Source organism: Ideonella margarita, from assembly GCF_038066635.1.
GTDB classification, from domain to species: Bacteria; Pseudomonadota; Gammaproteobacteria; order Burkholderiales; family Burkholderiaceae_C; genus Ideonella; species Ideonella margarita.
On sequence record NZ_JBBUTI010000007.1, the window covers coordinates 117,369 to 144,103 of the forward strand.

The window sequence follows — 26,735 nt, forward strand, 5'->3', positions numbered from 1 at the left end:
CGTCCGGACAACCATGGCAGTACGGTGGTGGGTTGGGTTTCATGCGGTGCGCCAGCGTTGCGCAGCTGCGGCCAGCGTGGTGATGCTGGCGAGCAGCGCTTGGCTGTGTGCCGCGCTGCCGGTCGCGGCCGCGCCGCAGCCCGTGCAGGTCTGGCGCATTGCCACCGGTGAGCTGCCGCCCTATGCCACGCAAAGCCGGCCCGACCAGGGTCTGGCCTTGAACATCGTCCGGCAAGCCTTGCAGACCCAGGGCGTTCAAGTCGAGTTCGTCTTCATGCCCTGGGCGCGCGCCCAGGAGGAAACGAGGGCGGGCCTGTGGGACGCCACTGCCACCTGGGGCCGGCGAGCGGACCGCGAGCGCGACTTCCTGCTCAGCGACAACGTGCTGACCGAACAATGGGTGGTGCTGCATCGCAGCAGCAAGCCGCTGGACTGGCACAAGCCCGATGACCTGCGCGGCCTGCGCATGGCAGCCATCAGCACCTACACCTACACCCCGGAAATTCTGGCGATGCTGCGCGACGGCGGCATCCAGGCAGACTGGACGCCCGATGACATGGCTGCCCTGAACAAGCTGGCGGCCGGCCGGGTCGACATCATGATCCTGGACCGCAACGTGGCCTGCACCCTGATGGACTCGCAGCTGCCACCTGCCCAGGCGAAACTGATCCGCGCCCACCCGCGCATGGTCACCGACACCTTCACGAGCCACCTGATGTTGCCGCGTGGCAAGGTGGGTGGCGACGAGCGCCTGCGCTTGTTCAACCGGGGCATCGCTGCCTTGCGCAGCAACGGCAGCCTGGCGCGCCTCAGTGCGCCCATTCCGTGCGCAGCCGGCTTGCCTGCGCCCACGCCGGCGGCTGCGCCCTGACCTCGCTCCCGGTGTGCCTGGTGCTCAGCCCGGCAAGCGCTTGGTCAGGGCGTCCTCGATGCGCTGGATCAGCTCGTCGCTGTCCAGTGGCTTGGTGATGTAGGCCTGCGCGCCTGCGGCCATGGCCGCCTGGATGCTCACGTCGAGCGCGTCGGCCGACACCACGATGACCGGCAGCGGCTTGAGCCGTGGGTCGGCCTGGAGCCGCGCCAGCATGTCGGTGCCCATGCCGTCGCCCAGCTGCATGTCGAGCAGCAGCAGATCCGGCCGCTGCTGGTTGATGACCTTCCAGCCCTCGGCCAGGCTGCTGCAGATGGTGAGTTGCCAGTGGTCGCGGCGCGCCAGCATGGCTTCCATCACCATCGCATTCACCGGGTCGTCCTCGATGTAGACGAGGCGGCGTGTCTGGTTGGTCAGGGCGGGCTGCGCGCGGCCTTCCACACTCGCCGGGCCCTGTTCGAGCAGAGCCATGGGCAGGCGCACGCTGAAGCGGCTGCCCTGGCCGGCCACGCTGTGCACGTCAAGCTGGCCCTGCATGGCGGTGATGAGGCTGCGGGTGACGACCAGGCCGATGCCGGCGCCGGGCTTGCCACTGATTTCGCGCCCCAGGCGGTTGAACGATTCAAAGAGGTGGGCCTGCTGCTGGGCGTCCATGCCCAGGCCGGTGTCGGTCACGTCGAATCGCACCTGATCGACGCCGTCCAGCGCCACCCGCAAATGCACCAGGCCGCCGGGCCGGTTGTACTTCACGGCATTCGACAGGAGGTTGACCAGCACCTGCTGCACCCGCACGCCGTCGGCCATGGCCCAGCGCAGCTCGTCGCGCACTTCGCTGTCGAGCGATACCTGCTCGCGCAGCGCATCGTCGCGCACGAAGGCGAGGGCGTCTGAGGCAATGGCGCGCAGGTCCACCGGCTTCTGGTCAAGCTTGAGGTGGCCGGCTTCGATGCGCGAGAGGTCAAGCACGTCTGAAATCATTCGCGACAGGTGCCAGCCCGCGCGCTCGATCAAGGCCACCTGCTCGCGGCGTTGCGGGTCGTCGGCCACCTGCGGGTCGCTGCCCAGCGTCTGGGCAAAGCCGACGATGGCGTTGAGCGGCGTACGCAGCTCGTGGCTCATGCGCGAGAGGAATTCGCTCTTCGCCAGATTGGCCGCCTCCGCCAGTGCGCGGGCCCGTTCGGCCTGCTGGCTGCGCAGCACATCCGACACGTCCGACAGCAGCAGGATCCAGGCGACGTCGTGGGCGCCGGTCACGGGCTTGAGCTGGGCCCGCAGCACTTGCAACTGGCCATCCTGGCGAATGCGTTCCACCTGGTCGGCCACCGACAGCCCGGGCTGGGTCAGATCGGCCAGCCAGGTGGCCATGTCCACCAGCACGCCGCCCCGCCGCACCTCGGCCACGCCCTGCACCGAAGTGCCCGGTGCGGGGCGCTCGGCCAGGTCCAGCAGGTCGGCCAGCGCGCCGTTGGCGTAGCGCACCTGCAGGTGCACGTCCAGGGCCAGCAGGCCATCACGCAGCGAGCCCAGCATCACCGAGCGTTCCAGCAGGCTGTCGCGCACCATCTCTTCGGCCATGCGGCGCCGCTGCACCTCCAGCGCGCGGTCTTGCTGGAACTGGTTGATGGCCCGGCCCAGCACCACGATCTCGTCGGGCTGGGTGCCGCGATCGGGGGGCAGCTCGATCACCGCCTGGGCATCGTCGATGCGCAGGGCCTGCAGTTGGCGGACCAGGTCAGTCACGCGGGCGATCACGAGGCGGTGCAGCAGCAGCATCATGCTGACGGCCACTGCGAGGATCTTCAGCAGCTCCAGGGGCAGGCGGTCGCGGGCGCGGCGCAGGATGCGCTGGTCCGCCTCGGCATATGACTCACGCACCCGCAGTTCGCCAATCGCCGTGTCGCGCTGCGGCACGTTCAGGTTGATGCGGCGCTGGCTGAGGCTGTCAGCTTGCGTGGCCCCGTCGCGCCAGACTTCCGCAAGCAGGCGACCGTCTTCGCCGAGCACCTGCACCTGCACCAGCGCGCCCTCGCGCACCAGGCTGCGGGCAAGGGTGTCGACCCCGGCCAGGTCGTAGTTCCACAGGGCATTCGAGAGCGGGCCGGTGCTCAGGGAGAGTGCGGAATCCGACTTCGCGCGCAGCTCGTCGGTCATGACGCTGTGCTCACGCCAGAGCTCGGCGCCGCCCACGATCACGAAGATCAGGATGGCCAGGGCGGCCACCGACACCAGCATGCGTGCCACCAGCGATGAAGCTATCCGGAACACCGACTACTTTCCTTTGGTACTCTCGCCCAGTGCCGACCCGGCAGGCATCGAGCGACTATACAGGCGGCTCCCATGGGCTGACGCTTTACACTCAGCGCCCGGCGACTTGCCGTGGATTGCTCAGCCCCATGAACTTTGATTCCCCCTATCTGGCCGTCGTGGCCGCCTACCTGATCGGCTCCCTGTCGTTTGCCGTGATCGTCAGCCGGCTGATGGGCTTGTCGGATCCGCGCAGCTACGGCTCGGGCAACCCCGGCGCCACCAATGTGCTGCGCTCGGGCAACAAGGCGGCCGCCATCCTGACGCTGCTGTTTGACGCGCTCAAGGGCTATGTGCCGGTGGCGCTGGCCGTGGCCTGGCAAACCCGCCTCGGCTGGAGCGACGCCGTGATCGGCTTCATCGGCCTGGCTGCCTTTCTGGGCCACCTGTGGCCGGTGTTCTTCCGGTTCGTCGGTGGCAAGGGCGTGGCCACCGCCGCCGGTGTGCTGCTGGCGCTGAACCCCTGGCTGGGCCTCGGCGTGCTGGCCACCTGGCTGGTGGTGGCGGCCGTGACGCGTTATTCCTCGCTCGCCGCCATCGTGGCTGCGCTGGCCGCGCCGCTCATCCAGCTGATGTTCTGGGAGCCTTCGCTGGCAGCCCTGGCCGTGGCGGTGATGAGCCTGCTGCTGGTCTGGCGCCACGAGGCCAACATTCGCAAGCTGCTGGCCGGCACCGAATCAAAGCTCGGCCAGAAGGCGGCTGCACCGGCCGCGGCAGCCAGCAAGGCTGGCGCTGCCGTCAAGCCCAAGAAATCCACTCGTCAAACTCGCAAAGGAAAGCACTGACATGGTTCAACGTTACGAAGTCGGCGCCCGCATGTCCGAAATGGCCGTGCACAACGGCGTGGTCTACCTGGCTGGCCAGGTGGCCGAAGACGGCTCCCAGGACATCGGCGGCCAGACCCGCCAGGTGCTCGGCGCCATCGACAAGCTGCTGGCCCAGGCCGGCACCGACAAGACCAAGATCCTGCGCGCCCAGATCTTCATCGCCGACATCGCCGAATTCCCCGGCATGAACGCGGTGTGGGACACCTGGGTCGTGGCTGGCCACACGCCGCCGCGCGCCACGGTGCAAGCCGCCCTGGCCAAGCCGGAGTGGAAGGTCGAAATCGTGGTGACCGCCGCGCTGTGAAGCGCAGCTTGAACCCCTGCCTCAACCGCCGAGGCTGAGTCGGGGTTCACCGGGCCTTCAGAGGCCCAGCAGGGCCGGGTCTCCCCGGCCTTCTCGCACCACCACCGGGTCGTCGTCCGTCAGGTCGATCACGGTGGTGGGCTGCAAGGGGCAGGCGCCTGCCGCCACGATGGCCTGCAGCTGCTTTTCGAACTGCTCGCGGATCTCGTCGGCATCGTTCAAGGCCTCGGTCTCGCCCGGCGGAATCAGCGTGGTGGCCAGCAGTGGCTGCCCCAGTTCCTCCAGCAAGGCCTGCAAGACGCGGTGTTCAGGCACCCGCAGGCCGATGGTGCGCCTGGACGGGTGCGACAGCCGCCGCGGCACTTCCTTGGTGGCTTCGAGGATGAAGGTGAACGGCCCTGGCGTGCCCAGCTTCAGCAGCCGGAACTGCCGGTTGTCGACGCGGGCGTAATTGGCCAGCTCCGACAGGTCGCGGCAGAGCAGCGTCAGGTGGTGCTTGTCGTCCACCTGCCGGATCTTGCGCAGCCGCTCGGCAGCGTTCTTGTCATCGAGGTGGCAGACCAGCGCATAGCTGGAATCGGTGGGCACGGCCACCACGCCGCCGGAATGCAGGATCTGCGCGGCCTGCTTCAGCAGGCGGGCTTGGGGGTTGTCGGGGTGAACATCGAAGAACTGGGCCATGGGTGCATTGTCGCAGCGCGCTCAGGCAGTCAGGCCACCAGGGCCGAGCTGTCCGAGAGCCCCATCGACGTCAGCCGCGATGCCCAGAGCGTCCACACCGGGTTGGCGGCGCCCGGCAGGTCAGGCAGGCCGCCCAGCTCAACCCGGCTTTCGCCCGGCGCATGGAAGTCGCTGCCCCGCGAGGCCAGCAGACCGTACTCGCCGGCCATCTTGGCGTAGCGGGTGACCTCATCCGGGAAATGGCTGCCGCAGGTCACTTCCACGCCGGTGCCGCCGTGGCCGGTGAAGTCTTCGAACAAGGCCATCTCTTCGGTGGGCGTGAACTTGTAGCGGGCCGGGTGGGCGATCACGGTGACGCCGCCTGCGGCGCGAATCCAGCCCATCGCTTCGCCGAGGCCCGCCCAGCGGTGCGGCACGAAGCCCGGCTTGCCTTCTTTCAGGAAGCGCTGGAACACCTCGTGGATGCTGGCGCAGTGGCCGTTGTCCACCAGGAAGCGCGCGAAGTGGGTGCGTGACACCAGTTCGGGGTTGGCGGCGTAGGCCACCGCGCCTTCGTAGGCGCCCGGGATACCGGCCTGGGCCAGGCTGGCGCCCATGTCGATGGCGCGCTGGGTGCGGCCGGCCCGCAGCGCGGCCAGGCCGGCCACCAGGGCAGGGTGGTGTTCGTCGAAATCGAAGCCGAGGATGTGCACGGTTTCGCCGGCGAACGTCACCGACATTTCCACACCCGTGACATAAGCCATGCCCAGCGCCCGGGCGGCGGCACGGGCCTCGGCTTGCCCACCCAGTTCGTCGTGATCGGTCAGAGACCACAGTCGGACACCGCCCGCGTGTGCGCGGTGGGCCAGTTCGGTGGGGGAGAGACTGCCGTCCGAGCGGGTCGAGTGGCAGTGCAGGTCAGCGTTGAGAAGATGCACACCCCGATTTTAGGTGGCCGGGTAAACCGTGTGCCTGTGCAGGTCTTCGATGCGCCTCTGCAACATTGCAGACAGACGCCGTGCCGCACCGCACATCGGCGTCCGGGAGCAATACATCTGCTTGCAAGTCATGGCTAGCATCGCGCCGCCTGTTCACATTCACGACTTGCAGTCATCGTCCCCCATGTCCATTCAATTCCGCGCCAAGGCGCTTGTTCGTTCCATCGCTCAGCCCCTCTGCATGGCTCTCGCGGCAGCCAGCCTGGTGGCGTGCAGCAGCCCCGCACCTGCGCCCGTGGTACCGGCCGTCTGGCGCGGCCCCGTGCTGGCGATCGACCAGACCGAGCGCGGCGTGCAGATCGTGCTGCCCAGCAGCGTGCTGTTCGACGTGGGGCAAGCCAGCTTCAACCAGAAGGAGGCCGGGCCTTACCTGGACCGCGTGGCCAAGCTGTTGACCGGCAAGACCGACAAGCGCGTGGCCGTGGAAGGCCACACCGATGCCGATGGCGCGCCCAACCTGAATGAGCAGTTGTCGCTGGCCCGTGCACGTGCCGTGTCGGCCGCGCTGGCAAGCCGCGGTGTGCCTGAGGCGCGCCTGCAGTCGGCTGGCTTCTCGTTCAATCGTCCGCTGGCCTCGAACTCGACGGAAGATGGCAAGCGCCTGAATCGCCGGGTGGAGCTGATCGTGCTGGACGAGCAGATCGCCAACCTGACCCAGGGCGAGCCGGCCAATGCGTTCGAGTCGGCCTGGGGCCGCTTGAAGGGCCTGATCGACCAAGGCTTGGTCAAGCCGGCCGCGAGTGCAGCACCATGAGCGGCGACATGCTCCCCCGCTCGTCGCGCCGAGCCTGGATGCAGCAGGCGGGCACCGGCCTGGGCCTGGCGGTGCTGGGTAGCGCAGCGGTGGCCGCACCTGCACCGGCCAACCCACGCCCGGCAACGCCCGCAGCGGCGCCCGCGCCCACGGCAGCGCCTGCTACAACGCCAGCAACCGCCGCCCCGCCCAAGCCGCGCTGGGCACTGGCCCTGGGCGGCGGCTCGGCCCGCGGTTTTGCCCACATCGGGGTGCTGAAGTCGCTGGATCAGGCCGGGCTGCGGCCGGACGTGGTGGTGGGCACCAGCGCGGGCGCCCTCATCGGTGCGCTGTATGCATCGGGTTTGTCGCCGTGGCAGATCGAAGAAGTGGCGCTGCGCATCAAGGATGTCGAGATCGCCGACTTCGCAAGCGCCGGCAAGCGCGGCATGCTGGCCGGCGAAGCGCTGGCCCGTGTCGTCAATGACCTTGTCAAGGGCGCGCGGCTGGAGCAGTTCAAGACGCGCTTCGTGGCCGTCAGCACCGATCTGAAAGCCGGCGAGATGGTGCTGCTGCGCCAAGGCCCGGCCGGTGAGGCGGTGCGGGCCTCCTGCAGCATTCCGGGTGTGTTCGTGCCCACCGAGGTGAACGGGCGTGAGCTGGTGGATGGCGGCCTGGTGGCTCCGTTGCCGGCCCGCGTGGCAAGGCAGCAGGGTGCAGACATGGTGCTGGCGGTGGACATTGCCGCCCGCCCCAAGCGCCATGACCTGAACGGTTTGTACGAGGTGGTGCTGCAGTCGTTCGAGATCATGGGCCGGGCGCTGGCCGACCAGGACGCGGCGCAGGCAGACATGGTCATCCGGCCTGACACGGGCGCATGGTCGAGCAGCGATTTCAGCGCGCGCCGGGAAATGATCCAGGCCGGCTATGAAGCCACGCAGCGTGCACTGCCCGAGATCCGCAAGCGGCTGGAAGCGCCGCGCAAGCTCAAAGCTGGTCTTTGAGCTGCTCGGACGCGGTGTAGATCAGCCCGCTGGAAGCCTCGCGGAACTGCTGCACCAGATCGACGCGGGCCTGGTCCGCCCAGAAGGGGTGCGACAGGTCAATCACCATGAACGGGAAGGGCAGCGGGACGCGGTCTCGCAGCGTTTCCCACCAGGTGTTCACGTCTGGCTGGCGCAGGCTGCCTGAGCGTTCGATCACCAGCAGGTATAGGCTCCAGCCGCGTGCGGCCGGGCTGGTCTTGCGCAGCAGCCAGGCGCGGCCGATGGCCACCTCCTGCTTCATCAGGTGCAGGGTTTCGCGCAGCACCCTGGGGCTGACGCGGGCCGCCGCCAGGGTTTGCGGGCTGTCGAAATCTTCCAGCTCCTCGCGGGCTTCCCGGGCTTCTTGCTCCAACTTGCGCAGGCGTTCACGCACCGGCTTGAGTTGCTCGAACGCCTCGCGCTGCTCCAGCACGCTTTCCAGCTGCCGCGCTGCGGGCAAGGCCCAGTGCGGGTCGCTGATGCTGGCGCCGTAGCCGCCGGTATCCACCGTGTCGAAAGTCAGGCCTTTCAACAGCTCGATGGCCTCCAGCAGCTCTTCGCTTTCCTGCGGGGCCATGCTGCGCGAGACGATCGGGCTGGCTGCATCCAGCAGGGCCAGGGCGAGCAGGTAGCGCGCCTCATGCGGCTCGCGATGGCGGCCGATGGCGGCGCGCAGCGGTGCTCGGGCGGCAGCCGCGTCGTCGACCTGCCAGGCCGTGCGTGCCCAGAGCAGCAGCTCGTCCAGTTGCAGGCGCTGCTGCGGGGTGTCGCTTTCAGCCAGCTCCACCAGCAGCCGTTCGGCGCGGTCGTGGGCGTCGTGGGCTTCCTTCCAGGCATCGGCCTGGCGAGCCTGCCATTGCCCGTCCAGCGTCTCGATCAGGCTGCCCAGGCGGTCACCCAGCAGCACATCCGCAGCATTGGCTTCGGGCAGCAGCGGCAGGGCGGGTGTCTGTTCGGCGTGCTCCAGCCGGTCGCGCAGGCTGGGGTGGGTGTCGCCGGCTTCGGGCAGCGTTTTCAGGGCTTCGCGCAGCCAGCGGTTGGCGTGCTCGTGGCGCAGGGCGTCTTTCAGCAGCACGCGCATGTCGGCCATCGGGCGTGGCACCACGGCATTGCGCTGGCGTGCGCGGGCCCACAGGTCGGGCCAGAACACCTCTTGCAGGTAGCGGCTGTGCACGCCCAGGCTGATCAAGCCGCTGGCTGCGTGGCGCCGGCCCACCGTCTGGTGCGCGAGGTTGTCGGCCTCCACCTCCTGCAGCCTTGAAAGCACGAAGGCGCGGGCATTGAAGCGCGGGAAGAACCAGGTGAAGAACAGGCCCAGCGCCGCATCGGCCACATTGGCGCCCAGCTTGGCCTGGTGCCTTGAGTGGGCCAGCATCCACCAGCTGCGCCGCGTGCGGTACACCCAGGCGCCCAGCTTGCCGTGCGCACCGCGCAGGTGGCCAAATTCATGGGCGATGACGGCGGCCAGCTGCTTCACGTCCAGCGCCATCATCAAAGGCAGGCCCAGCACCAGATGGTTCCGGTGCCAGCCCAGCACGCCCAGGCGCGGCAGTTGCACGACGGAGGCATTGAGCTCGGCGTCGACCATCAACACGTCCACCGGCGGCGCGCTGCAACGGCGGCACAGCTTGTCGATCAGCTCGAACAGGCGCGGGGCGTCGTCGCGGGTAAGGGTAACGCCGTCGGGCGGCAACTGCCGCAGCCAGAGTGCGCTGCCGATCGACCACAACAAGGATCCGCAGCCCGCCAGCAGGAACAGGCGCCACAGCCGGAAGCCCTGCGTGAACATGCCGGTCAGCGTCCAGATGAAGCCAACAGCCGCCAGCAGCATCACCAGCAGGATCACGGCGTGACCCAGGCCGGCCAGCGCCGCCGTGGTGCGGGTGAACAACTCGGGCTGGTGGCGGCAATCCAGCTCGTGGCGCGCCACCAGAGCGCGGAATTCGTGGTCGTCCATCATCGTGCGTGCTGGCCTTTGGCACCTGGGCGGGCGGGCAGCAAGGTGCTGCCGCTGGAGGGCTGCGGTTTCCCGGCCACCGCGAAGCCTGCCGGGCGTCGACGTGTCGTCTGCGCAGCGAGAGCGGGCGCCAGAGTGGCGGCCGCAGGCAGCGACAAGATCGAAAAGTTCGGCATAGGCCCCCATCATGCCAACAAAGTCACGGGGCACCGCCACCTATCATCATCAGCCCGTATCTTGATGTTGCAAGTTTCATGAGCCGAACCCCGTTGCCCCTGCCTTCCACTGACGATCTGCGTGCCGCGTTGGAGCGGGTTCCGGCGCGCCGGGTGGAATGTGCCGTTGGTGATTTCACGTCGCTGGCCCGTGGCAAGGTGGTGGCCGCGTCTGACTTCGTAGGCATGGCCGGCTGCCGGTTGCCCTCGGTGGTGTTCGGCCTGACCTTGACCGCTGGCGAGCCCGACGCCGTGTTCGGCCCGCTGTTGCCCGAGGACTACGCTGATGTGCGCTTGGTGCCCGATTTGGCGACCCTGGCACCGCGCCCGGGCCGCCCGGGTGAAGCCACGGTGATCTGCGAGCCCGTGGGGCAACTGGCGGTGCAGGGGGGCGAGATGTCGATCCAGGCGCTGTCACCGCGCGCGGCGCTGCGGCATGTGCTGGCCCAGTTCCGGGCGGCAGGCTTGCAGGCCCTGGCGGCGCCCGAGCTGGAGATGTTCCTGCTCAAGCGCACCGAACACAACGGGCAGGTGGTGCTGGGCGCGGCAGAGCCCTACGGCCACGCCGGCGCCAGCGAACGCGTCACCGAGGTGCTGTGCCTGGAGCGCGCCAGCCACTTTGATGCGTACTTTGATGAGCTCTACGCGGCGTGCGAAGTGCTGGGCATCCCGATGACCGGCCACGCGCACGAGTCGGCCCTGTCGCAATACGAAGTGAACTTCGCGCCGGGCGACCCGCTGGCGCAGGCCGATGCCGTCTGGCGCTTCAAGCGGCTGGCGCGTGAGGTGGCCTTGCGCCACGGCTTCATGGCCAGCTTTGCGCCCAAGCCTTTCCTCGATTTGCCGGGCACCGGCATGCACTGGCACTTCAGCGTGCAGAGGCCGGCAGATGCCACCTGGCCGCATGTGTTTGCCACCCCCGCCGGAGAAGACAGCCCGGCGTTGCACCACTTCATCGCCGGCCTGCAACGGCATGCACCGGCAGCCATGGCCTTGTTCGCTCCGCACGACATGGCGTTTGACCGCATCGCGTTGAGTGATGCCTCGCCCTCGCATGCCAGCTGGGGCCATGAGGCGCGCTCGCTCGCGTTCCGCATCCCTGCGTCTGGCGGCAGCAGCCGGCGCATTGAAAACCGCCTGCCCGGCGGCGACGCGAACCCGTACCTCACGGTGGCCGCCACACTGGGCCTGGGCCTGCTGGGCCTGCGTGAGGGCGCCTTGCCCGTGCCCGGGCAGCCGGACGCGCTGGCCCTGCCGGCCAATCTGCCGCACGCACTGAACGCACTGGCTGGCAGCGAGGCCCTGCGCGGCTTGCTGGGCTCGCCCCTGGTGGAGGCCTTGGTGGCCATCAAGCGGCATGAGCACGACGAGCGCCGCCTGCTGGCCGATCCGCGCCAGCAGTGGGACATGGCCTATCTGCTCGAAGCGGCTTGAGGCCGCAAAGACCGTAGAGGTCGTCGAGGCCGGTTCAGGACAACGCCACCAGCACCAGGCCCAGGGTGGCGGGCACGGCCTGGATGAACAGGATCTTCTTGCTGGCCGTGGCGGCGCCGTACAGGCCTGCCACCAGCACGCACAGCAGGAAGAACACCTGCACCGGGCGACCGGCCGGGCCCATGCTCAGACCCCAGAACAGGCCCGCGGCGAGGAAGCCGTTGTAGAGCCCCTGGTTGGCCGCCAGCACCTTGGTGGATTCGGCGAATTCCGGGGTCAGGTTGAAGGCCTTGCGACCACGCGGCGTGTTCCACATGAACATCTCCAGCACGAGGATATAGACGTGCAGGGCGCCGATCAGGCCGACCACGATTTGTGCAAGCAGCGACATGGAAACTTCTTTCTTTTCAGGAGGGGGAAACTTGTTGGAACTGCACGATGTTGCCTTCCGGGTCCCAGCCGTCGAGCACCGTGTGGCCGTTCATTTGCCAGACCCGTGAGTCAGGTTGCAGGCCGCCACCCGTGGCTTCTGCCTCGCGCCGGACGATGGCCAGATCAGCGACCACAAACATCGGCTTGATGGCCGTGTCTTCCCGCAAGGCGGGCGGGGTGGTGAGGCTGATCTGCTGTGCGATGGCCGCAGGAATGGCGTGGATGACCAGGCTCAGACCAGGCCCGGCCAGCAGATCATGGCTGTCGTGCGAAGCGCGCAGTTGCAGGCTAAGTGTGCGCTGGTAGAAGGCCGTCATCTGCGCCTTGTTGCAGGCGTAGATGACCATGCCGTGTGGCGCGGGTGCTGTCATGGTGTCGTGGCCGCCATCTGGCTCAACAGTTGAGCCAGGGTGTGGTGGCGCGTCAGCCAGATCGCCATGGCGGTGCTGGCGATGTGCAGCCGAACCGAGTGCTCGGCGCCCAGGGTTTGCCGGGTGAAGCTGGAGGCCACCCGCCAGGCCACGGCGGTGGACGGTGGCGGCGGGCTCTGGCTGGCCGCAGACATCACGTAGCTCACCGGGTCCAGCATGACCATGGCGGGTAAGCCATCGGCGCCCATCTGCTGCCACAGCGCGGTTTGCTGCTCGGTGCTCAGCAACTGGCCAGGCAGTGCAGGGCGCTGCTCCCCGAACTGGCTCAGTCCCCAGGCGTACAAGCCCCAGGGCACGCCGAACACCAAGGCAATGGCCAACGCCAGCGCTGCCAGCAGCACACGGACGGGGCGGGGTCGAAGCACGGAAACCAGCGTCATGGCGCGCATTCTGGCTCAGCGTTCACACGAGCCTTCTTGGGGATCTGCGCGTCACATCACCCACGCGTGCGCTCCATCGCCACAGTCGATCTTGAAAAGCCCAGCGAGCTGAAGAACGCATCAGCGCCTTCCCGCCCCGCGCGCAGTACCCAGCTGATGCTGGTGTTCGTGCCCATGACATGGCGAACGAGGGCCTGGCCAACACCCTGCCTGCGATGGGCCGCCGCCACGACCACCATGGACAGGTAGCCGTTGGAAATACCGTCGGTGATGCCACGAGCGAAGCCGATGATCTCGCCGGACTCCGAAGTGGCGACAGCCGTGCGCTGGCTGGCGGCAATGAGCAGCTCGAACTCGTGCAGCGAGCCGACCCGGTGCGCCCAGCCGTTGGCACACAAGAGCTGGTGCACCGATGGCAATTCGGATGGGACGAGGTCTCGGACGATCATGGCGTTGGTGTGGTGTCGGCGAAGCACTCAAGCCACAGGCACGACATACGGCAGGGCGCGTTCGCGGAACAGAGCTTCCCGTTCGGGGAAGAAGTGCAGGGTCATCTCCACCAGCGTGCCCATCTGGGCGGAATGCGACAGGCCTGAAATGTGAAAGCCGGCCCGCAGCTTGGCGATGATGACGGGGTTGTTCATCACCGAGTGGCGAGACCGCACCGCGACCGCGCCCATCGACTTGGCGTGCTCCCGAATCGCGGACATCAGCGCGGTGTAGATGCCCTGGCGGCGGTGCGATGCAAGGACGCCGCTGTTGGCCACGTAGAAGACATTTCCGCGCTCCATCCAGCCGCAGGTCCAGCCGACCAGCTCGTCCTGAACATAGGCGCCGAGCCGGTGCATCGGGCTGTGCACCTGCTGCTCTGCGGGTGCAGCCGCGGCGGTCTCAGCGGCCAGCGTGGACGCCCACTCCATCGAGGGCTGCTGCATGTCGACGAACACGGCACGGTTCAACTCAGAGAAACCTGGCTCGGGGAACTTCTCGGCGTGGCGGATGGAGAACGATGTCATGACGCTGGGTGTCGGGTGAAAGAGCTTACCGGTGTGCAACACAGGGCGCAGGCAACGGCAGCAACGCCGTCATGCTCACTTGACCATGTTCGAGCTGGAACTTGACGGGGACCGTGCTGGATTTTCGGCCTCACTGGCGAAGCAGACTCATATGAACGCCGTCGTAAAACGTACCGTCGAGGCAGATGGCCTCTGGTTCACGTCCGTACTCCATGAAGCCCATCGACAGGTAGAGCGCGATGGCTTCTGCGTTGGGCACATAGACCTGCAGATTGATTCGGCGCACGCCGTTTTCAAAGGCATGGTCCACCGCCTGTGCAACCACCTTTCGGCCGACGCCCATGCCGCGGCATTCAGGCGCAACGAAGACGCCCCACAGCGTTGTCTTGTGACGCGAAGACGGGAACTTGCTGGGCCACGCCACTGCTGCACTTCCGATGAGCTCGCCACCGATGAATGCGCCGAACGCTGCATTTGGATCGGGATACGACAGCTGGTCTCTGAACCCCTGGATCGGTCGCCCCAACTCTTCATCGAGCGCCAAGCCCATCGGCACTGGGTTCGCTTGAGTCACCTTGCGCCGAAGCACCGAAAAGGCTTCTGCATCAGCGGCCGTCAATCGGCGGATTTGAAAATCAGCGGGAAGGCGTTTCATGAGCTTTGATCTGCGGCCTGGCAGCACTGTGGGCGACTGGATTGGACAGTACCTGACGCACCAGCCTGGTGGCGCCGCCTCCAGATGCCCCGGTGATGTGAATGCGCATGGATGGCGTTGGCTGACGTGTTTACCCGGCGCAAGTCAGCCTTGCAACATCGGCCCGAGCTTGCACAACGTTGGCATGCTAACGCCGCTCAACGGGTTTTCGCCCCGCGCTTGACGCTGCCCCCCGAGCATCCGCATACTGTACAGATAAACAGTATTTTGCTTGCCTGGCCCGCCAGATCCGATGGTGCCCGGTCGCGCTCCCAACCGCGCTCCCAACCGCGCCCCCGATCCGGCCCGTGCCCGGGCACCGTCCGCCTTGTTCCTCGTTGTCCCTCATGCTTCCCGCCTACGCCGAGCTGCACTGCCGCAGCAATTTCAGTTTTCTGACGGGCGCTTCGCACCCTGAAGAATTGGTGCAGCGCGCCCATGAGCTGGGCTACACCGCCCTGGCCCTGACGGACGAGGCCTCGTTGTCGGGCGTGGTGCGGGCCCATGGCCGGGCCAAGGAGCTGGGCCTGCACCTCATCGTCGGGGCCGAGATGCGCCTCACGCTGCCCGCCCAGGGCCCGCAGGGCACCGTGCTGCCGCATGCCCGGCTGGTGCTGCTGGCCATGTCGCGGCGGGGGTATGGCAACCTCGCGCAGTGGATCACGGTGGCGCGCCGGCGTGCCGGCAAGGGCAGTTATCTGGCGCACCCGTCTGACCTGGAGGGGCGGGTGCCGCACATGCCGCACCTGGCCGGCTTGCCTGATTGCATCGCGCTGCTGGTGCCCGACGATTCGCTGGATACGCCGGTCCACTTCGAAACCCTGTTTGCCCACGCCATGTGGCTCAAGACCTGGTTCGGGCCGGAGCGCGTGGCGCTGGTGGCGTCCGTGCGGCACCGGCGGTTTGATGACGAGTTGCTCACGGCGGTCGAGCACACCGCACAGGCCACCGGCCTGCGCATCGTGGCGGCCGGTGATGTGCTGATGCACAGCCGGGCGCGCAAGCCCTTGCAAGACGTGCTCACGGCCACGCGGCTGAACCTGCCAGTGGCCGATTGCGGCCTGGCGCTGGAGCCCAACGCCGAGGCGCACCTGCGCTCGCGCCAGCGCCTGCTGGATGTGTACCCGCCCGCCTGGCTGGAGGCCACGGTGGCGGTGGCCGGGCAATGTGCGTTTTCGCTGAACGAGCTGCGTTATGAGTACCCGCGCGAAGTGGTGCCCGAGCAGCACACGCCCACCAGCTGGCTGCGCGTGTTGACCGAGCAGGGCGCGGCGCAGCGCTTTCCGGCGGGTGTGCCGGCCCATGTGCAGGCGCAGGTCGAGCATGAGCTCGGCCTGATCGCCCAGCTGGGCTACGAGCCGTACTTCCTCACCGTGGCCGATCTGGTGCACTGGGCCCGTGGTCAGGGCATCTTGTGCCAGGGGCGTGGCAGCGCGGCCAATTCGGCGGTGTGCTACTGCCTGCACGTCACCGAGGTGGACCCGTCCCGCATGAACGTGCTGTTCGAGCGCTTCATCAGCGCCGAGCGCAACGAGCCGCCCGACATCGACATCGACTTCGAGCACCAGCGGCGCGAAGAGGTCATCCAGTACATCTACCGCAAATACGGACGCCAGCGCGCGGCGCTGACGGGTGTGGTCATCAGCTACCGCGCCCGTTCGGCCCTGCGTGATGTGGGTCGTGCGCTGGGGTTTGACCTGGACCGCATCGACGCCGTGTCGCGCAGCCAGCACTGGTTCGACGGCAAGCGCATCGATCCCGACCGGCTGAGCGAAAACGGCTTCGACCCCGAGGCCCCGCTGTGCCAGCTCTGGATGGACCTGACGATGCAGCTGCTCGGGTTTCCTCGCCACCTCAGCCAGCATCCGGGCGGCTTCGTGATCGCCCGGGATGACATCGCCCGCCTGGTGCCGGTCGAGAACGCCGCCATGGCCGACCGCACCGTCATCCAGTGGGACAAGGATGACCTCGACGTGCTGGGCCTGATCAAGGTCGACGTGCTGGCGCTGGGCATGCTGAGCGCCATCCGCCGCGCGCTCGCCTGGGTGGGCGTGAAGCAGGGCCTGCCCGGCAGCCTGCGCATGCAGGACGTGCCCGGCGAAGACGCCGCGGTTTACGAGATGCTGTGCCAGGCCGATTCGGTGGGCGTTTTCCAGGTGGAGAGCCGGGCCCAGATGAGCATGCTGCCCCGCCTGCAGCCACGCACTTTTTATGACCTGGTGATCGAGGTGGCCATCGTTCGGCCCGGGCCGATCCAGGGCGGCATGGTGCACCCCTATCTGAAGCGCCGCACCGGTGAGGAGGCGGTGACCTACCCGAGCGATGAGGCCCGGCAGGCGCTGGCGCGCACGCTGGGCGTGCCGATCTTCCAGGAACAGGTGATGCAGCTGGCCATCCTGGCAGCGGACTTCACGCCCGGCGAAGCCGACCAGCTGCGCCGCGCGATGGCGGCTTGGAAGCGCAAGGGCGGCCTCGGGCCGTTTCACCAGAAGCTGGTGGGGCGCATGGTGGCCAAGGGTTACCAGCCGGAGTACGCCGAGGCCATCTTCAAGCAGATCGAGGGCTTTGGCGAGTACGGCTTTCCTGAAAGCCACGCGGCCAGTTTTGCGCTGCTGGTCTATGTCAGCGCCTGGCTGAAATGCCACCACCCCGACGCCTTTCTGGCGGCCTTGCTCGACAGCCAGCCCATGGGCTTTTATGCCCCGGCCCAGCTGGTGCGCGATGCACGCAACCACGGCGTGACGGTGTGGCCGCTGGATGTGCAGCACAGCGACGCCGGCAGCACCTTGCACGTTGTGGCAGGCGAGCCCCACCACGCCGTGCGCCTGGGCCTGAACCGGCTGGGCGGGTTGGGGGCAGAGGCGGCGGCGCGCATCGTGGCGGCACGCCTGGAAGCGCCGTTCGCCAGCGTGGAAGACCTGTCGCGGCGGGCGGCGCTGGATGCCCATGCCCTGAAGCTGCTGGCCGATGCCAATGCGCTGCAAGGGCTGGCGGGCCACCGGCGACAAGCCGCCTGGGCCGTGGCCGGCATCGACACCCGCCCCACGGCGCTGCTGCACGCCAGCCGCACCGTGGAGCCCGACGTGCCGGTGCTGCCGGCGCCCACGGCGGGCCAGGCGTTGCTGGCCGATTACCGGCGCACCGGCCTGTCACTGGACAACCACCCGCTGGCCTTGCTGCGCGCGCAGCTGGCGCCGTTCAAGGTGCTCACGGCGCAGCAGTTGCTGCAATGCCGCCCCGGGCAGCTGGCGCGGGCCAGCGGGCTGGTCACCCACCGGCAGCGGCCCGAGACCGCGCGCGGCGTGGTTTTCGTGACGCTCGAAGACGACACTGGCCAGATCAACGTCATCGTCTGGCCCCAGGTGGCCGAGGCGCAGCGCCAGCCCTTGCTGGGCGCGCGGCTGCTGACGGTGTTCGGCATCTGGCAGCAAGAGGGCGCGGTGCGCCACCTGATCGCCCGCAAGCTGGTTGACCACAGCGCCATGCTGCACGGGCTGACCACCCGCAGCCGCGATTTCCACTGACGCCGCCACCAGGGCGCTGTCGCCCCCACGGCCCCGCCCATCAGCTCAAACACCCCGCGCCAGCGCAAGCCCTTGGCTGCGGCGACAATTCAGCCATGGACCAAGTTGCCGTCAAGACCCTGCAATGGCTGCCCGAGAGCGGCCGCCCCGAACAACTCCTGCTGCTGCTGCACGGCGTTGGCGCCAATGCCGCCGACATGGTGCCGCTGGCCGAGATGCTGCGCCGCGAGTTTCCGCAGGCGGCCATCCTGGCGTTTGATGGCTTCGAGCCCTTTGATGGCGACCCGAGCGGCCTGGGTCGTCAGTGGTTTTCGCTGGCGGGCATCACCGAAGAGAACCGGGCCGCGCGCCTGGCGCCCGCGCTGCAGCCGCTGGCTGACACGGTGCATGCGGCGCAGCAGGCCACGGGCCTGGGCCAGCAGGCCACGGCGCTGATCGGCTTTTCGCAGGGCGCGATCATGTCGCTGGCTTTGGCGCAGTTTGAAGACGGCATCGCCGGCCGCGTGCTGGCCTTTGCCGGCCGTTACGCCACGCTGCCGCTGGTGGCACCGAAGATGACCACCTTGCACTTCTTCCATGGTGGTGCTGACCCGGTGATCGACGTGCAGCATGCCAAGGACGCGATGCAGCGCCTGGCGGAATTGCAAGCCGACGCCACCATCGACATCGCCGAAGGTGCCGGCCACGAGATCAACGGCGTGCTGTTCAACCAGGCCATCTTCCGCCTGCGCAACCACATCCCGTACCGCTCCTGGATGGCGGCCATGGGGCACGCACAGGCCCAGGCCCAGACCCAGGCCTCTGGCCGGGTCGACGGCGACCGCGAAGACTGATGCGCCCGGGGGCTGTGGCCCCCGCCGCGACGCTGCTGAATTTCCCGCCAACCTGTTCTCCGTCACCGATGCTGCTGCTGCTGTCTCCCGCCAAATCGCTGGACTACGAAACCCCGGTGCCGCCGGCCCTGGCCGCCCGCGCCACCCGGCCGCTGATGGTGGACCAGGCCGCCGGCCTCATCGACGTGCTTAAGCATTTCAACCCGGCGCAGGTGTCCAGCCTGATGGATCTGTCTGACCCGCTGGCGCAGCTGAACGTGGCGCGTTATGGCGCCTGGTCGCGGCGCTTCACCGATGCCAACAGCCGACCGGCAGCACTCGCCTTCAATGGCGACGTTTACGAGGGCCTGCAAGCCAGCAGCTTCGACGACGAGGACTGGGCCTTCGCGCAGGATCATGTGGTGATCCTGTCGGGCTTGTACGGTGTGCTGCGCCCGCTGGACCGCTTGCAGCCCTACCGCCTGGAGATGGGCACCCGCCTGCCTGTGGGCACCAGCAAAGACTTGTACGGCTACTGGGGCGACACGCTGGCGGCCTACCTGAACCAGCGTCAGGCGCGTGCGGCCACGCCGGTCATCGTGAACCTGGCGTCGCAGGAATATGCCAAGGCTGCGCTGCGCAAGTCCCTGAAGGCCCGCGTCGTCGAGTGCGTGTTCGAGGACCACAAGAACGGCCAGTGGAAGATCATCAGCTTCCACGCCAAGCGCGCCCGCGGCCTGATGGCCCGCTGGATCATTCGCCAGCGCGCCCAGAGCGTGGCGGCACTGGAAGCCTTCGACAGCGAAGGGTATGCTTTCCAGCCAGCCCTGAGCGAGCCGGACCGCCTGGTCTTTCGCCGCCAGCTGGCAGACTGAACCCGTTTTTGCAACGCACGCCCCCATCCACCCATGAGCAAGGCCGGCTACTCCTCCGAGATTCGTTCAACCCAGGCTGACCCGCGCGGCATCCAGGTAGCCAGCCCGGAGTTGCGTGACTGGATCATTGCCCAGGCCGAGTCGGGCTGTCAGCCGGCCGACGTGCTGGCGGCGATGCTGGCCACCGGATGGCATGAAAACGTGGCCATCCGGGCCATGGAAGACACCTTGTCTGCACATCTGGCCAACAAGGCGCGGATGGCCGAACTGCGTGAGGGCTCGGCCGTGCCCGTGCCGCTGCTGGCGGAGCACCCGAGCCACCTCAATGGCGGTGACCGGCAGGTGCAGGTGCTGATGCAGATGGATGCGCCGCGCGTGGTGGTGCTGGGCGGCTTTCTCTCGCATGAAGAATGCGACGAGTTGGTGGCGCTGGCCGCCAAACGGCTGACCCGCTCGGAGACGGTGGTGAACGAGACCGGCGGCAGCGAAGTCAACCACGCCCGCACCAGCGACGGCATGTTCTTCAGCCGCGGTGAGTTCGAGCTGTGCACGCGCATCGAGCGGCGCATTGCCACCCTGCTGAACTGGCCGGTGGAAAACGGCGAAGGTCTGCAGGTGCTGCGCTATTTGCCAGGCGCCGAGTACCAGGCCCACCACGATTATTTCGACCCGCTGCAGCCAGGGGCGTCGACCATCCTCGCGCGGGGTGGCCAGCGTGTGGGCACGCTGGTGATGTACCTGAACACGCCTGAAAAGGGCGGCGGCACCACCTTCCCCGACGTGGGCCTGGAAGTCGGCCCCATCAAGGGCAACGCCGTGTTCTTCAGCTACGACCGGCCTGACGCCGCCACCCTGACCCTGCACGCCGGCGCACCGGTGATCGCCGGTGAAAAGTGGGTGGCCACCAAGTGGCTGCGCCAGGGCGAGTTCAACTGATCAGAAGGTGTCCCAGTCGCCGTCGGCGCTGACGGGGTCGGCGCTGTTGGACTGACGGGCCGGCGCTGGCGCAGGCAGTGCGCGCGGGGCTGAGCTTGCACTTGCTGGCTTCTTCGCGCCTGCACTGGCGGAAGGCTTGGATGTCGTTGCAGATCCGGCTGACGCGTCAGAGGCGTTGGCAGCCTTCTGGGCCTTGCGCAAGGCCACCGCCGAGACCTGTTCGATCGGCTTGCCACCCTTGATCTGGAACACGCCCACCGAGGCAGCCACATCTGCGGCCTGCTGGTTCAACTGGGTCGCCGAGGCGGCGATTTCCTCGACCAGCGCGGCGTTCTGCTGCGTCAGCGAATCCATGTCTGCCACGGCCTGGTTGATCTGCTGAACACCCAGCATCTGCTCGCGCATGCCGTGACTGATCTGCTGGATGAAGTTGTGCACGTCATCAACCGCCTGCTGCGCCTCGCTCATGGCGCCCTTGGCAGCGTCGGTCTGCTTGCCGCCTTCGTCCACCTGCTCGACCGAGGCCTGGATCAACCCCCGGATCTCGCGTGCAGCCACCGAGGTGCGTTGCGCCAGTGCGCGCACTTCGCCTGCCACCACCGCAAAGCCGCGGCCTTGCTCGCCGGCACGCGCTGCTTCCACGGCGGCATTCAGGGCCAGGATGTTGGTCTGGAAGGCGATGCTGTCGACCACCTGGATGATTTCGCTGATCTTGCGCGAGGCCTCGCTGATGCTGTGCATCGTGGCTGACAACGCATTCACCGCCTGGCCGCTGCGTTCGGTCACGCCACGGGCGCTGTCGGCGCGGCTGGCGGCCTGCACGGCCATGTCGGTGCTCTGGCGGATGGTGCTGGTGATCTGCTCCATCGACGACGCCGTTTCTTCCAGGCTGCTGGCCTGCGATTCCGTGCGGCCCGACAGGTTCTGGTTGCCCTCGGCAATCATGCCGGTGCCTTCACGCATCTGCAGCACGCCGTTGCGGGCATCACGCACGATGGACATCAGGTTCACGTTGAGTTGCGAGAGCGCCGTGGTCAGGTAGCCGATCTCGTCTTCGCGGTCGTTCGTGATGGTCTGGGTGAGGTTGCCGCCCGCGATCTGGTTGGCAAAGTCCACCAGCCGCAGCACGGGCACTGCCACCAGTTTCTTCAGGTACCAGCCACCCACAAAGGCGCAAATGCCGATGGCACCCGTGGCGAGCCAGATTTCCGAGAACTCGAGGTGTGACAGACCACCGGCTTCGAACTCGCCGAGGAAGAAGCCGAGTGCACCGATGCCGGCGGCGGTCAGTGTCATCTTGCCGCGCAGGCCCGGGCGCAGGTTGCGCGTGAAGTTGGTCATGCCGCTGGTGGATACCACCTGGCCGCGATGCAGCTTGATGGTGTGGCGGCCGGACTGTGCTTCGTCACGCAGCTTCTGATAGAGCGCTTCAGCATCGGGAATGCTGCCCTGGGCCGGCTCGGTGCGCACCGACATGTAGCCCGTGACCTGCCCCTGGCTGTCGGTCAGCGGTGTGACATTCGCCAGGACCCAGTAGTGGTCGCCGTTCTTGCGGCGGTTCTTCACCATGCCCGACCACGGGTGGCCCTGGGCGATGGTGGCCCACATGTCGCGGAAGGCATCTTCCGGCATGTCCGGATGCCGGATCATGTTGTGCGGTTGCCCCAGCAATTCGGCTTTCTCGAAGCCACTGACGGCCACGAAGGCTGCATTGCAGTAAAGGATTCGTCCCTGCAGGTCGGTGGTGGACACCAGGGTCTCGCCGGCCGGGAAGGGATAGTCGCGCTGTGTGACGGGCAGATTGACTCGCATGGTTCGCTGTATGCCTCTTTGTTGACTGTGGACCTTCGGCTGGCACTGGGGCTGCCGGCAGTCGGGGCGGCGCGAAACGAAACGCCATCAACTTCAGCCATGCACCCGCATTCACGGACGCTTTGTCTTGAAGTTGCACACAGTGTCCCTGCCTCGCTGTAGGGGCATTGGGACGAACAGCGTCACAAACCGTCGCTATTTCGCAACTGCTAAAAGCTGCAACAACAATGAAAAACGCGCCCTGATGAGGGCGCGTTGCGTAGAGGCCATAGACGCGGTGAACTGCATCACCGCGCGGGCAGGGGGTCAGCGTGCGCTGCCGCCACCACGAGGGCCGCCGCGACCACCGCCGCCGCCACCGCCACGAGGGCCGCTGCCAGCGCCGCCGCCTTGCGGACGGCCACCGCTGCCTTGCGGACGGCCGCCACCGGCACCGCCACCACCACCACCACCTGCGCCGCCACGGCCCGGGCCGCCGGCTTGACGGGGCTCACCCCGCGCGCCGCCGTCACGGCCGCCGCCACCTTGCGGGCGACCACCACCGGAGCGGCCACCACGGCCGCCGCCGCCACCGGCACCCACGCCGATCGTCATGCGACGACCCAGCACGATCGGCTCGGCCTTTTCATTCGGGTTCGGCTCGAAGCCGGGCACGACTTCCTTCGGAATGGCGCGCTTGATCAGCTTCTCGATGTCGCGCAGGAACTGGTCCTCGTCGACGCAGACCAGCGACACGGCTTCGCCCTGGGCGCCGGCACGGCCGGTACGGCCGATGCGGTGCACATAGTCTTCCGAGACGTTCGGCAGCTCGAAGTTGACGACGTGCGGCAACTGGTCGATGTCGATGCCGCGCGCGGCGATGTCGGTGGCCACCAGCACTTGCAGGTCACCGCTCTTGAACTCGGCCAGGGCCTTGGTGCGGGCACCCTGGCTCTTGTTGCCGTGGATGGCCATGGCGCTGATGCCCTGGTCGTTCAGGTACTCGGCCAGGCGGTTCGCGCCGTGCTTCATCCGCGTGAACACCAGCACCTGGTGCCAGTTGCCCTGGCGGATCAGGTGGGCCAGCAGTTCCTTCTTGCGGTCACGGCTGACCGGGTGCATCTTCTGCGCGATGGTCTCGGCGGTGGCATTGCGGCGCGCCACTTCGATCAGTTGCGGCTGGTTCAGCAGGCGGTCGGCCAGGGCCTTGATCTCGTCGCTGAAGGTGGCAGAGAAGAGCAGGCTCTGCTTCTGCTTCGGCACGATGGCCAGCACCTTCTTGATGTCATGGATGAAGCCCATGTCCAGCATGCGGTCGGCTTCATCGAGGATGAAGATTTCGACGTGCGACAGGTCGAGCGTGCCTTGCTGGTGGTGGTCGAGCAGGCGGCCGGGCGTGGCCACCAGGATGTCGATGCCACGGCGCAGGCGTTCGATCTGCGGGCCCATGCCCACACCGCCGAACATCACCATGCTGGTCAGCGGCAGGTACTTGCCGTAGATGCGCACGCTTTCTTCCACCTGGGCTGCCAGCTCGCGGGTGGGGGTGAGGATCAGGGCGCGGATGGCCGTGCGGCCGCGGGCGTCCTTCTTCGGGCCGGCGGCAGCCAGACGGTGCAGCGTCGGCAGGGTGAAGCCGGCGGTCTTGCCGGTACCGGTCTGGGCGCCGGCGAGCAGGTCGCCGCCGTTCAGCACCGCAGGAATGGCCTGCGATTGGATGGGGGTCGGGGTCGTGTAGCCTTGTTCGAGCACAGCGCGCACAAGGGGTTCGGCCAAGCCGAGAGTTTCAAAGGTCATGGAGCTCACAGGAGCGTCGCCGGCCCATCGTCCCGGAGGGGTCCGGGCGCCAGCCAGGGGCCTGGCGGGGAAAAAATCAGCGCGTTGGGAGCGCGCCGTTGTCAGGATCGACATGCGACCACTGCGGCTGGATGCCTGTGATCACTGTTGCGCAGTTTAACAGTGCGGCGTTGAGCCCGCTTGGTTATTGCCGATTACAGTTATGAAAGCAGCGGCCGATAAGAGCGTTATCCGCCCTCGCAGCCCGCGGCGATTCACACGCCGCCCACCCATGAGTTCCACGCCGTGGCGAAAACTTCGCTGATGCATCGCTGGTTGACGTCCTGGCATGCCGACATGCAGGTCTACCGTTCCGGTGACACGGTGTCGGCGGAAGTGCGTGCGCAACACCTTGCCAGCCTCACTGCCCAGACCCCGGTGATGATGGGCGCCAACGCGCTCAACGCGTTGCTGGTGTGGGTCGCGCTGGCGCATTCGGTGCCGGCCTGGATGATGGCGGCGTGGCTGGCTGCGCTGGCGCTTGTCTGCCTGCCCGCCTGGTTGTCGTGGGCGCGTCATGCCAAGGCGCCGTCGCGCGTGTCGCCTCGTGCCATGCGCCGGGCCACCTGGCATGCCGGTGTGCTGGCGCTGGTCTGGGCTGTGCCCCCGGCGCTGTGGATGGGGCTGCTGGCGCCGCCACAGCAGATGCTGCTGGCCGTCACCGTTTGCGGCATGCTCAGTGCGGGGGCCTTCGTGCTGGCCGTGATTCCCCAGGCCAGCATCGCCTGGGTGCTGGTGCTGGCGCTTGGCTCAGGTGTCGCCCTGGTCCGTTTGCCCAGCCCGATCTATGTCGGCCTCGCCTTGCTGCTGCTGGTCTATGCGCTGGTCCTGGCGGCCGGTGTGCGGTCCGTGGCCCGCCAGGCCAATGCACGGCTGACGAGTGAGCGCGATGCCGCCCGCCAGAGCCAGATGGTCTCCTTGCTGCTGCGTGACTTCGAAGAACATTCGACCGACGTGCTGTGGGAGGTGAACCGCCGTGGTCGCTTTCTCAATCCGTCGGCCAAGTTGAGCCAGTTGCTGGAAACCAGCGAGCAGGAGCTCGGCCGCATCAGCATGCTGGAAGCCCTGACCCAGCGCATCGTCGACGGTGCTGACGGCGAGGGCGCCAAGTCCTTGCGCCGCGCGCTGTTGCTCGACAAGCCTTTCCGCGACGTCCTGCTGCAGGTGCAACTCAAGCAGGCGCAGCGCTGGTGGTCGCTCACGGCCAAGCCATTGCTGGATGAGGCCGGCCGCTCCGTCGGTTGGCGCGGCGTGATCGCCGACGTGACGCAGCAGCGCTTGGCGCATCAGCGCCTGACCTGGCAAGCGCATTTCGACTCACTCACCGGGCTGGCCAACCGCGAGCAGTTGCGCAGCCGGCTGTCGCAGGCGGTGAGCGCCGGGGGCGATCCGCCGCGCCGCTGTGCCTTGCTGTGCCTGGACCTCGACAACTTCAAGCTGATCAACGATTCCCAGGGCCACTCGGTGGGCGACGGGGTGCTGGTGCTGGTGGCGCAGCGCCTGCAGTCGGTGGTGCGCCGCAGCGATCTGGTGGCGCGTCTGGGCGGTGATGAATTCGCGGTGCTGCTGGACGACGTGCGCAGTGACAGCGAAGTCGAGCAGCTCTCCAGTCGTTTGCTGCAGGTGCTGAATGCGCCCGGCGAGGTGCTGGGCCGCTCGGTGTCGGTGGGTGCCAGCATCGGCGTGGCGCTGATTCCGGATCATGGCCGCACCATCGACGAAGTGCTGGGCAATGCCGACCTGGCCCTGTACGCCGCGAAGGAGGGTGGGCGAGGGCGTTGCGAATACTTCGCGCCATGGCTGGGCGAGCGCAACCGCCGCCTGGTCAGCATCGAGCAGGCCCTGCGTGACGCGCTGCGCCGTGGTGAGCTCTGCCTGCACTGGCAGCCTCGCGTCGACATCGAAGGCTGGCAGGTGGTGAGTGCCGAGGCGCTGCTGCGCTGGCGGCATCCCGAGCTGGGCCACATCTCGCCTGCCGAGTTCATTCCTGTGGCTGAAAAGTGCGGCGTCATCGGCGAGATCGGTGCGTGGGTGCTGACGCAGGCCTGCATCGAGGCGCAGGCGCTGCTGACCGGTCTGTCGGTCTCGGTGAACGTCTCGCCGGTGCAGTTGATGCGCCCGACCATGCTGGACGATGTTCGACGTGCCCTTCAGGCGTCGGGGCTGGCGCCGCACCGGCTGGAAGTGGAGATCACCGAAGGCATCTTCATCGACGACACCCCGGAGGCACTGGCCAACCTGCATGCGTTGAAAGACCTGGGCGTGCAGATCGCGCTCGATGATTTCGGCACGGGGTATTCGTCGCTGGCTTACCTGCGCCGCTTCCCGTTCGACACGATGAAGATCGACCGCGCCTTCATGCGGGAGCTGCTGAACCAGCATGACGCCCGCGCCATCGTGCGCACCATCGTGGACCTGGCCAAGGTGCTGGGCATGCGCACTGTGGCTGAGGGCGTTGAAGAGCCCGCGCAGCTCGAGATCTTGCGGCGCGCCGGTTGCCAGGACATGCAGGGCTATCTGGTGGCCCGCCCCATGCCGGTGGCCGAGTTGCACGACTTGATGGCGCACTGGCACCTGCATGCGCGCCCCGAGCCCGGCGAGCTGCCGCTGAGCCTGCCCATGCCGCTGGACATGCTGGACGGCAGCGGGCAGAGCTACACCTGAACGCAAAAGGGGCCTG

At 67.6% G+C, this 26,735-nt stretch carries 23 protein-coding genes; 11 read left to right on the forward strand and 12 right to left on the reverse strand.

Annotated elements, in window-relative coordinates; translation table 11 throughout:
- Positions 1-13 precede the first annotated feature (13 nt).
- Complete coding sequence (locus AACH00_RS11545; RefSeq protein ID WP_341399288.1) at positions 14-871, forward strand: substrate-binding periplasmic protein; 858 nt, start codon at positions 14-16, stop codon at positions 869-871.
- A 24-nt stretch (positions 872-895) separates the two neighbouring features.
- Here the strand turns inward: AACH00_RS11545 and AACH00_RS11550 are convergent, their stop codons facing one another.
- Complete coding sequence (locus AACH00_RS11550) at positions 896-3,136, reverse strand: hybrid sensor histidine kinase/response regulator (protein WP_341399289.1); 2,241 nt, start codon at positions 3,134-3,136, stop codon at positions 896-898.
- Between the two features lie 128 nt (positions 3,137-3,264).
- Between AACH00_RS11550 and plsY the strand changes: the two genes are divergently transcribed.
- Together plsY and AACH00_RS11560 are read left to right on the forward strand one after the other, a co-directional pair.
- Positions 3,265-3,960, forward strand: coding sequence for a glycerol-3-phosphate 1-O-acyltransferase PlsY (gene plsY, locus AACH00_RS11555; RefSeq protein WP_341399290.1), 696 nt, complete (start codon positions 3,265-3,267; stop codon positions 3,958-3,960).
- A gap of 1 nt (position 3,961) precedes the next feature.
- Positions 3,962-4,306: a RidA family protein gene (locus AACH00_RS11560; RefSeq protein WP_341399291.1), complete on the forward strand. Its 345-nt coding sequence runs from the start codon at positions 3,962-3,964 to the stop codon at positions 4,304-4,306.
- Between the two features lie 57 nt (positions 4,307-4,363).
- Here the strand turns inward: AACH00_RS11560 and AACH00_RS11565 are convergent, their stop codons facing one another.
- Both AACH00_RS11565 and AACH00_RS11570 read right to left on the reverse strand, forming a co-directional pair.
- Positions 4,364-4,987 carry an L-threonylcarbamoyladenylate synthase gene (locus AACH00_RS11565; RefSeq protein WP_341399292.1) on the reverse strand — a complete coding sequence of 208 codons (624 nt, stop codon included), beginning with the start codon at positions 4,985-4,987 and terminating at the stop codon, positions 4,364-4,366.
- Between the two features lie 29 nt (positions 4,988-5,016).
- A complete protein-coding gene (locus tag AACH00_RS11570) occupies positions 5,017-5,904 on the reverse strand; it encodes a 3',5'-nucleoside bisphosphate phosphatase (RefSeq protein ID WP_341399293.1) in 888 nt (295 codons plus the stop codon).
- A 241-nt stretch (positions 5,905-6,145) separates the two neighbouring features.
- Between AACH00_RS11570 and AACH00_RS11575 the strand changes: the two genes are divergently transcribed.
- Positions 6,146-6,718, forward strand: coding sequence for an OmpA family protein (locus AACH00_RS11575; protein WP_341399294.1), 573 nt, complete (start codon positions 6,146-6,148; stop codon positions 6,716-6,718).
- Between the two features lie 8 nt (positions 6,719-6,726).
- Positions 6,727-7,701 carry a patatin-like phospholipase family protein gene (locus tag AACH00_RS11580; RefSeq protein WP_341399295.1) on the forward strand — a complete coding sequence of 325 codons (975 nt, stop codon included), beginning with the start codon at positions 6,727-6,729 and terminating at the stop codon, positions 7,699-7,701.
- On the opposite strand, the gene AACH00_RS11585 is transcribed toward AACH00_RS11580, so the two are convergent.
- The gene (locus AACH00_RS11585) at positions 7,685-9,679 is read right to left on the reverse strand and encodes a M48 family metalloprotease (protein WP_341399296.1); all 1,995 of its coding nucleotides are present in this window, start codon (positions 9,677-9,679) and stop codon (positions 7,685-7,687) included. The genes AACH00_RS11580 and AACH00_RS11585 overlap by 17 nt on opposite strands.
- A gap of 254 nt (positions 9,680-9,933) precedes the next feature.
- Between AACH00_RS11585 and AACH00_RS11590 the strand changes: the two genes are divergently transcribed.
- Positions 9,934-11,328 (forward strand): glutamine synthetase family protein, encoded by a 1,395-nt coding sequence (locus AACH00_RS11590; protein WP_341399297.1) that lies wholly within the window; start codon positions 9,934-9,936, stop codon positions 11,326-11,328.
- 34 nt (positions 11,329-11,362) lie between these two features.
- Here the strand turns inward: AACH00_RS11590 and AACH00_RS11595 are convergent, their stop codons facing one another.
- From AACH00_RS11595 to AACH00_RS11620, 6 genes are all read right to left on the reverse strand, one after another.
- Complete coding sequence (locus AACH00_RS11595; RefSeq protein WP_341399298.1) at positions 11,363-11,719, reverse strand: DUF1304 domain-containing protein; 357 nt, start codon at positions 11,717-11,719, stop codon at positions 11,363-11,365.
- Positions 11,720-11,735: 16 nt separating this feature from the next.
- Positions 11,736-12,131 carry a VOC family protein gene (locus tag AACH00_RS11600; RefSeq protein ID WP_341399299.1) on the reverse strand — a complete coding sequence of 132 codons (396 nt, stop codon included), beginning with the start codon at positions 12,129-12,131 and terminating at the stop codon, positions 11,736-11,738.
- Complete coding sequence (locus AACH00_RS11605; RefSeq protein WP_341399300.1) at positions 12,128-12,571, reverse strand: hypothetical protein; 444 nt, start codon at positions 12,569-12,571, stop codon at positions 12,128-12,130. Before AACH00_RS11605 ends, AACH00_RS11600 begins: the two co-directional genes overlap by 4 nt.
- A gap of 56 nt (positions 12,572-12,627) precedes the next feature.
- Positions 12,628-13,020, reverse strand: coding sequence for a GNAT family N-acetyltransferase (locus AACH00_RS11610; RefSeq protein WP_341399301.1), 393 nt, complete (start codon positions 13,018-13,020; stop codon positions 12,628-12,630).
- Positions 13,021-13,047: 27 nt separating this feature from the next.
- Complete coding sequence (locus AACH00_RS11615; protein WP_341399302.1) at positions 13,048-13,587, reverse strand: GNAT family N-acetyltransferase; 540 nt, start codon at positions 13,585-13,587, stop codon at positions 13,048-13,050.
- Positions 13,588-13,717: 130 nt separating this feature from the next.
- The gene (locus AACH00_RS11620) at positions 13,718-14,242 is read right to left on the reverse strand and encodes a GNAT family N-acetyltransferase (protein ID WP_341399303.1); all 525 of its coding nucleotides are present in this window, start codon (positions 14,240-14,242) and stop codon (positions 13,718-13,720) included.
- A gap of 386 nt (positions 14,243-14,628) precedes the next feature.
- On the opposite strand from AACH00_RS11620, the gene AACH00_RS11625 reads away from it, so the two are divergent.
- The 4 genes from AACH00_RS11625 (at position 14,629) to AACH00_RS11640 (ending at position 20,428) form a co-directional block, all read left to right on the forward strand.
- The gene (locus tag AACH00_RS11625; RefSeq protein ID WP_341399304.1) at positions 14,629-17,805 is read left to right on the forward strand and encodes an error-prone DNA polymerase; all 3,177 of its coding nucleotides are present in this window, start codon (positions 14,629-14,631) and stop codon (positions 17,803-17,805) included.
- 95 nt (positions 17,806-17,900) lie between these two features.
- Positions 17,901-18,638, forward strand: coding sequence for an esterase (gene ypfH, locus AACH00_RS11630; RefSeq protein WP_341399305.1), 738 nt, complete (start codon positions 17,901-17,903; stop codon positions 18,636-18,638).
- Positions 18,639-18,706: 68 nt separating this feature from the next.
- Positions 18,707-19,492, forward strand: coding sequence for a peroxide stress protein YaaA (yaaA, locus tag AACH00_RS11635; protein WP_341399306.1), 786 nt, complete (start codon positions 18,707-18,709; stop codon positions 19,490-19,492).
- Between the two features lie 33 nt (positions 19,493-19,525).
- Positions 19,526-20,428: a 2OG-Fe(II) oxygenase gene (locus AACH00_RS11640; RefSeq protein ID WP_341399307.1), complete on the forward strand. Its 903-nt coding sequence runs from the start codon at positions 19,526-19,528 to the stop codon at positions 20,426-20,428.
- Here the strand turns inward: AACH00_RS11640 and AACH00_RS11645 are convergent, their stop codons facing one another.
- Complete coding sequence (locus AACH00_RS11645) at positions 20,429-22,240, reverse strand: methyl-accepting chemotaxis protein (protein ID WP_341399308.1); 1,812 nt, start codon at positions 22,238-22,240, stop codon at positions 20,429-20,431.
- 306 nt (positions 22,241-22,546) lie between these two features.
- Positions 22,547-24,016: a DEAD/DEAH box helicase gene (locus AACH00_RS11650; protein WP_341399309.1), complete on the reverse strand. Its 1,470-nt coding sequence runs from the start codon at positions 24,014-24,016 to the stop codon at positions 22,547-22,549.
- 303 nt (positions 24,017-24,319) lie between these two features.
- Between AACH00_RS11650 and AACH00_RS11655 the strand changes: the two genes are divergently transcribed.
- Complete coding sequence (locus AACH00_RS11655) at positions 24,320-26,719, forward strand: putative bifunctional diguanylate cyclase/phosphodiesterase (RefSeq protein WP_341399310.1); 2,400 nt, start codon at positions 24,320-24,322, stop codon at positions 26,717-26,719.
- Positions 26,720-26,735 lie beyond the last annotated feature (16 nt).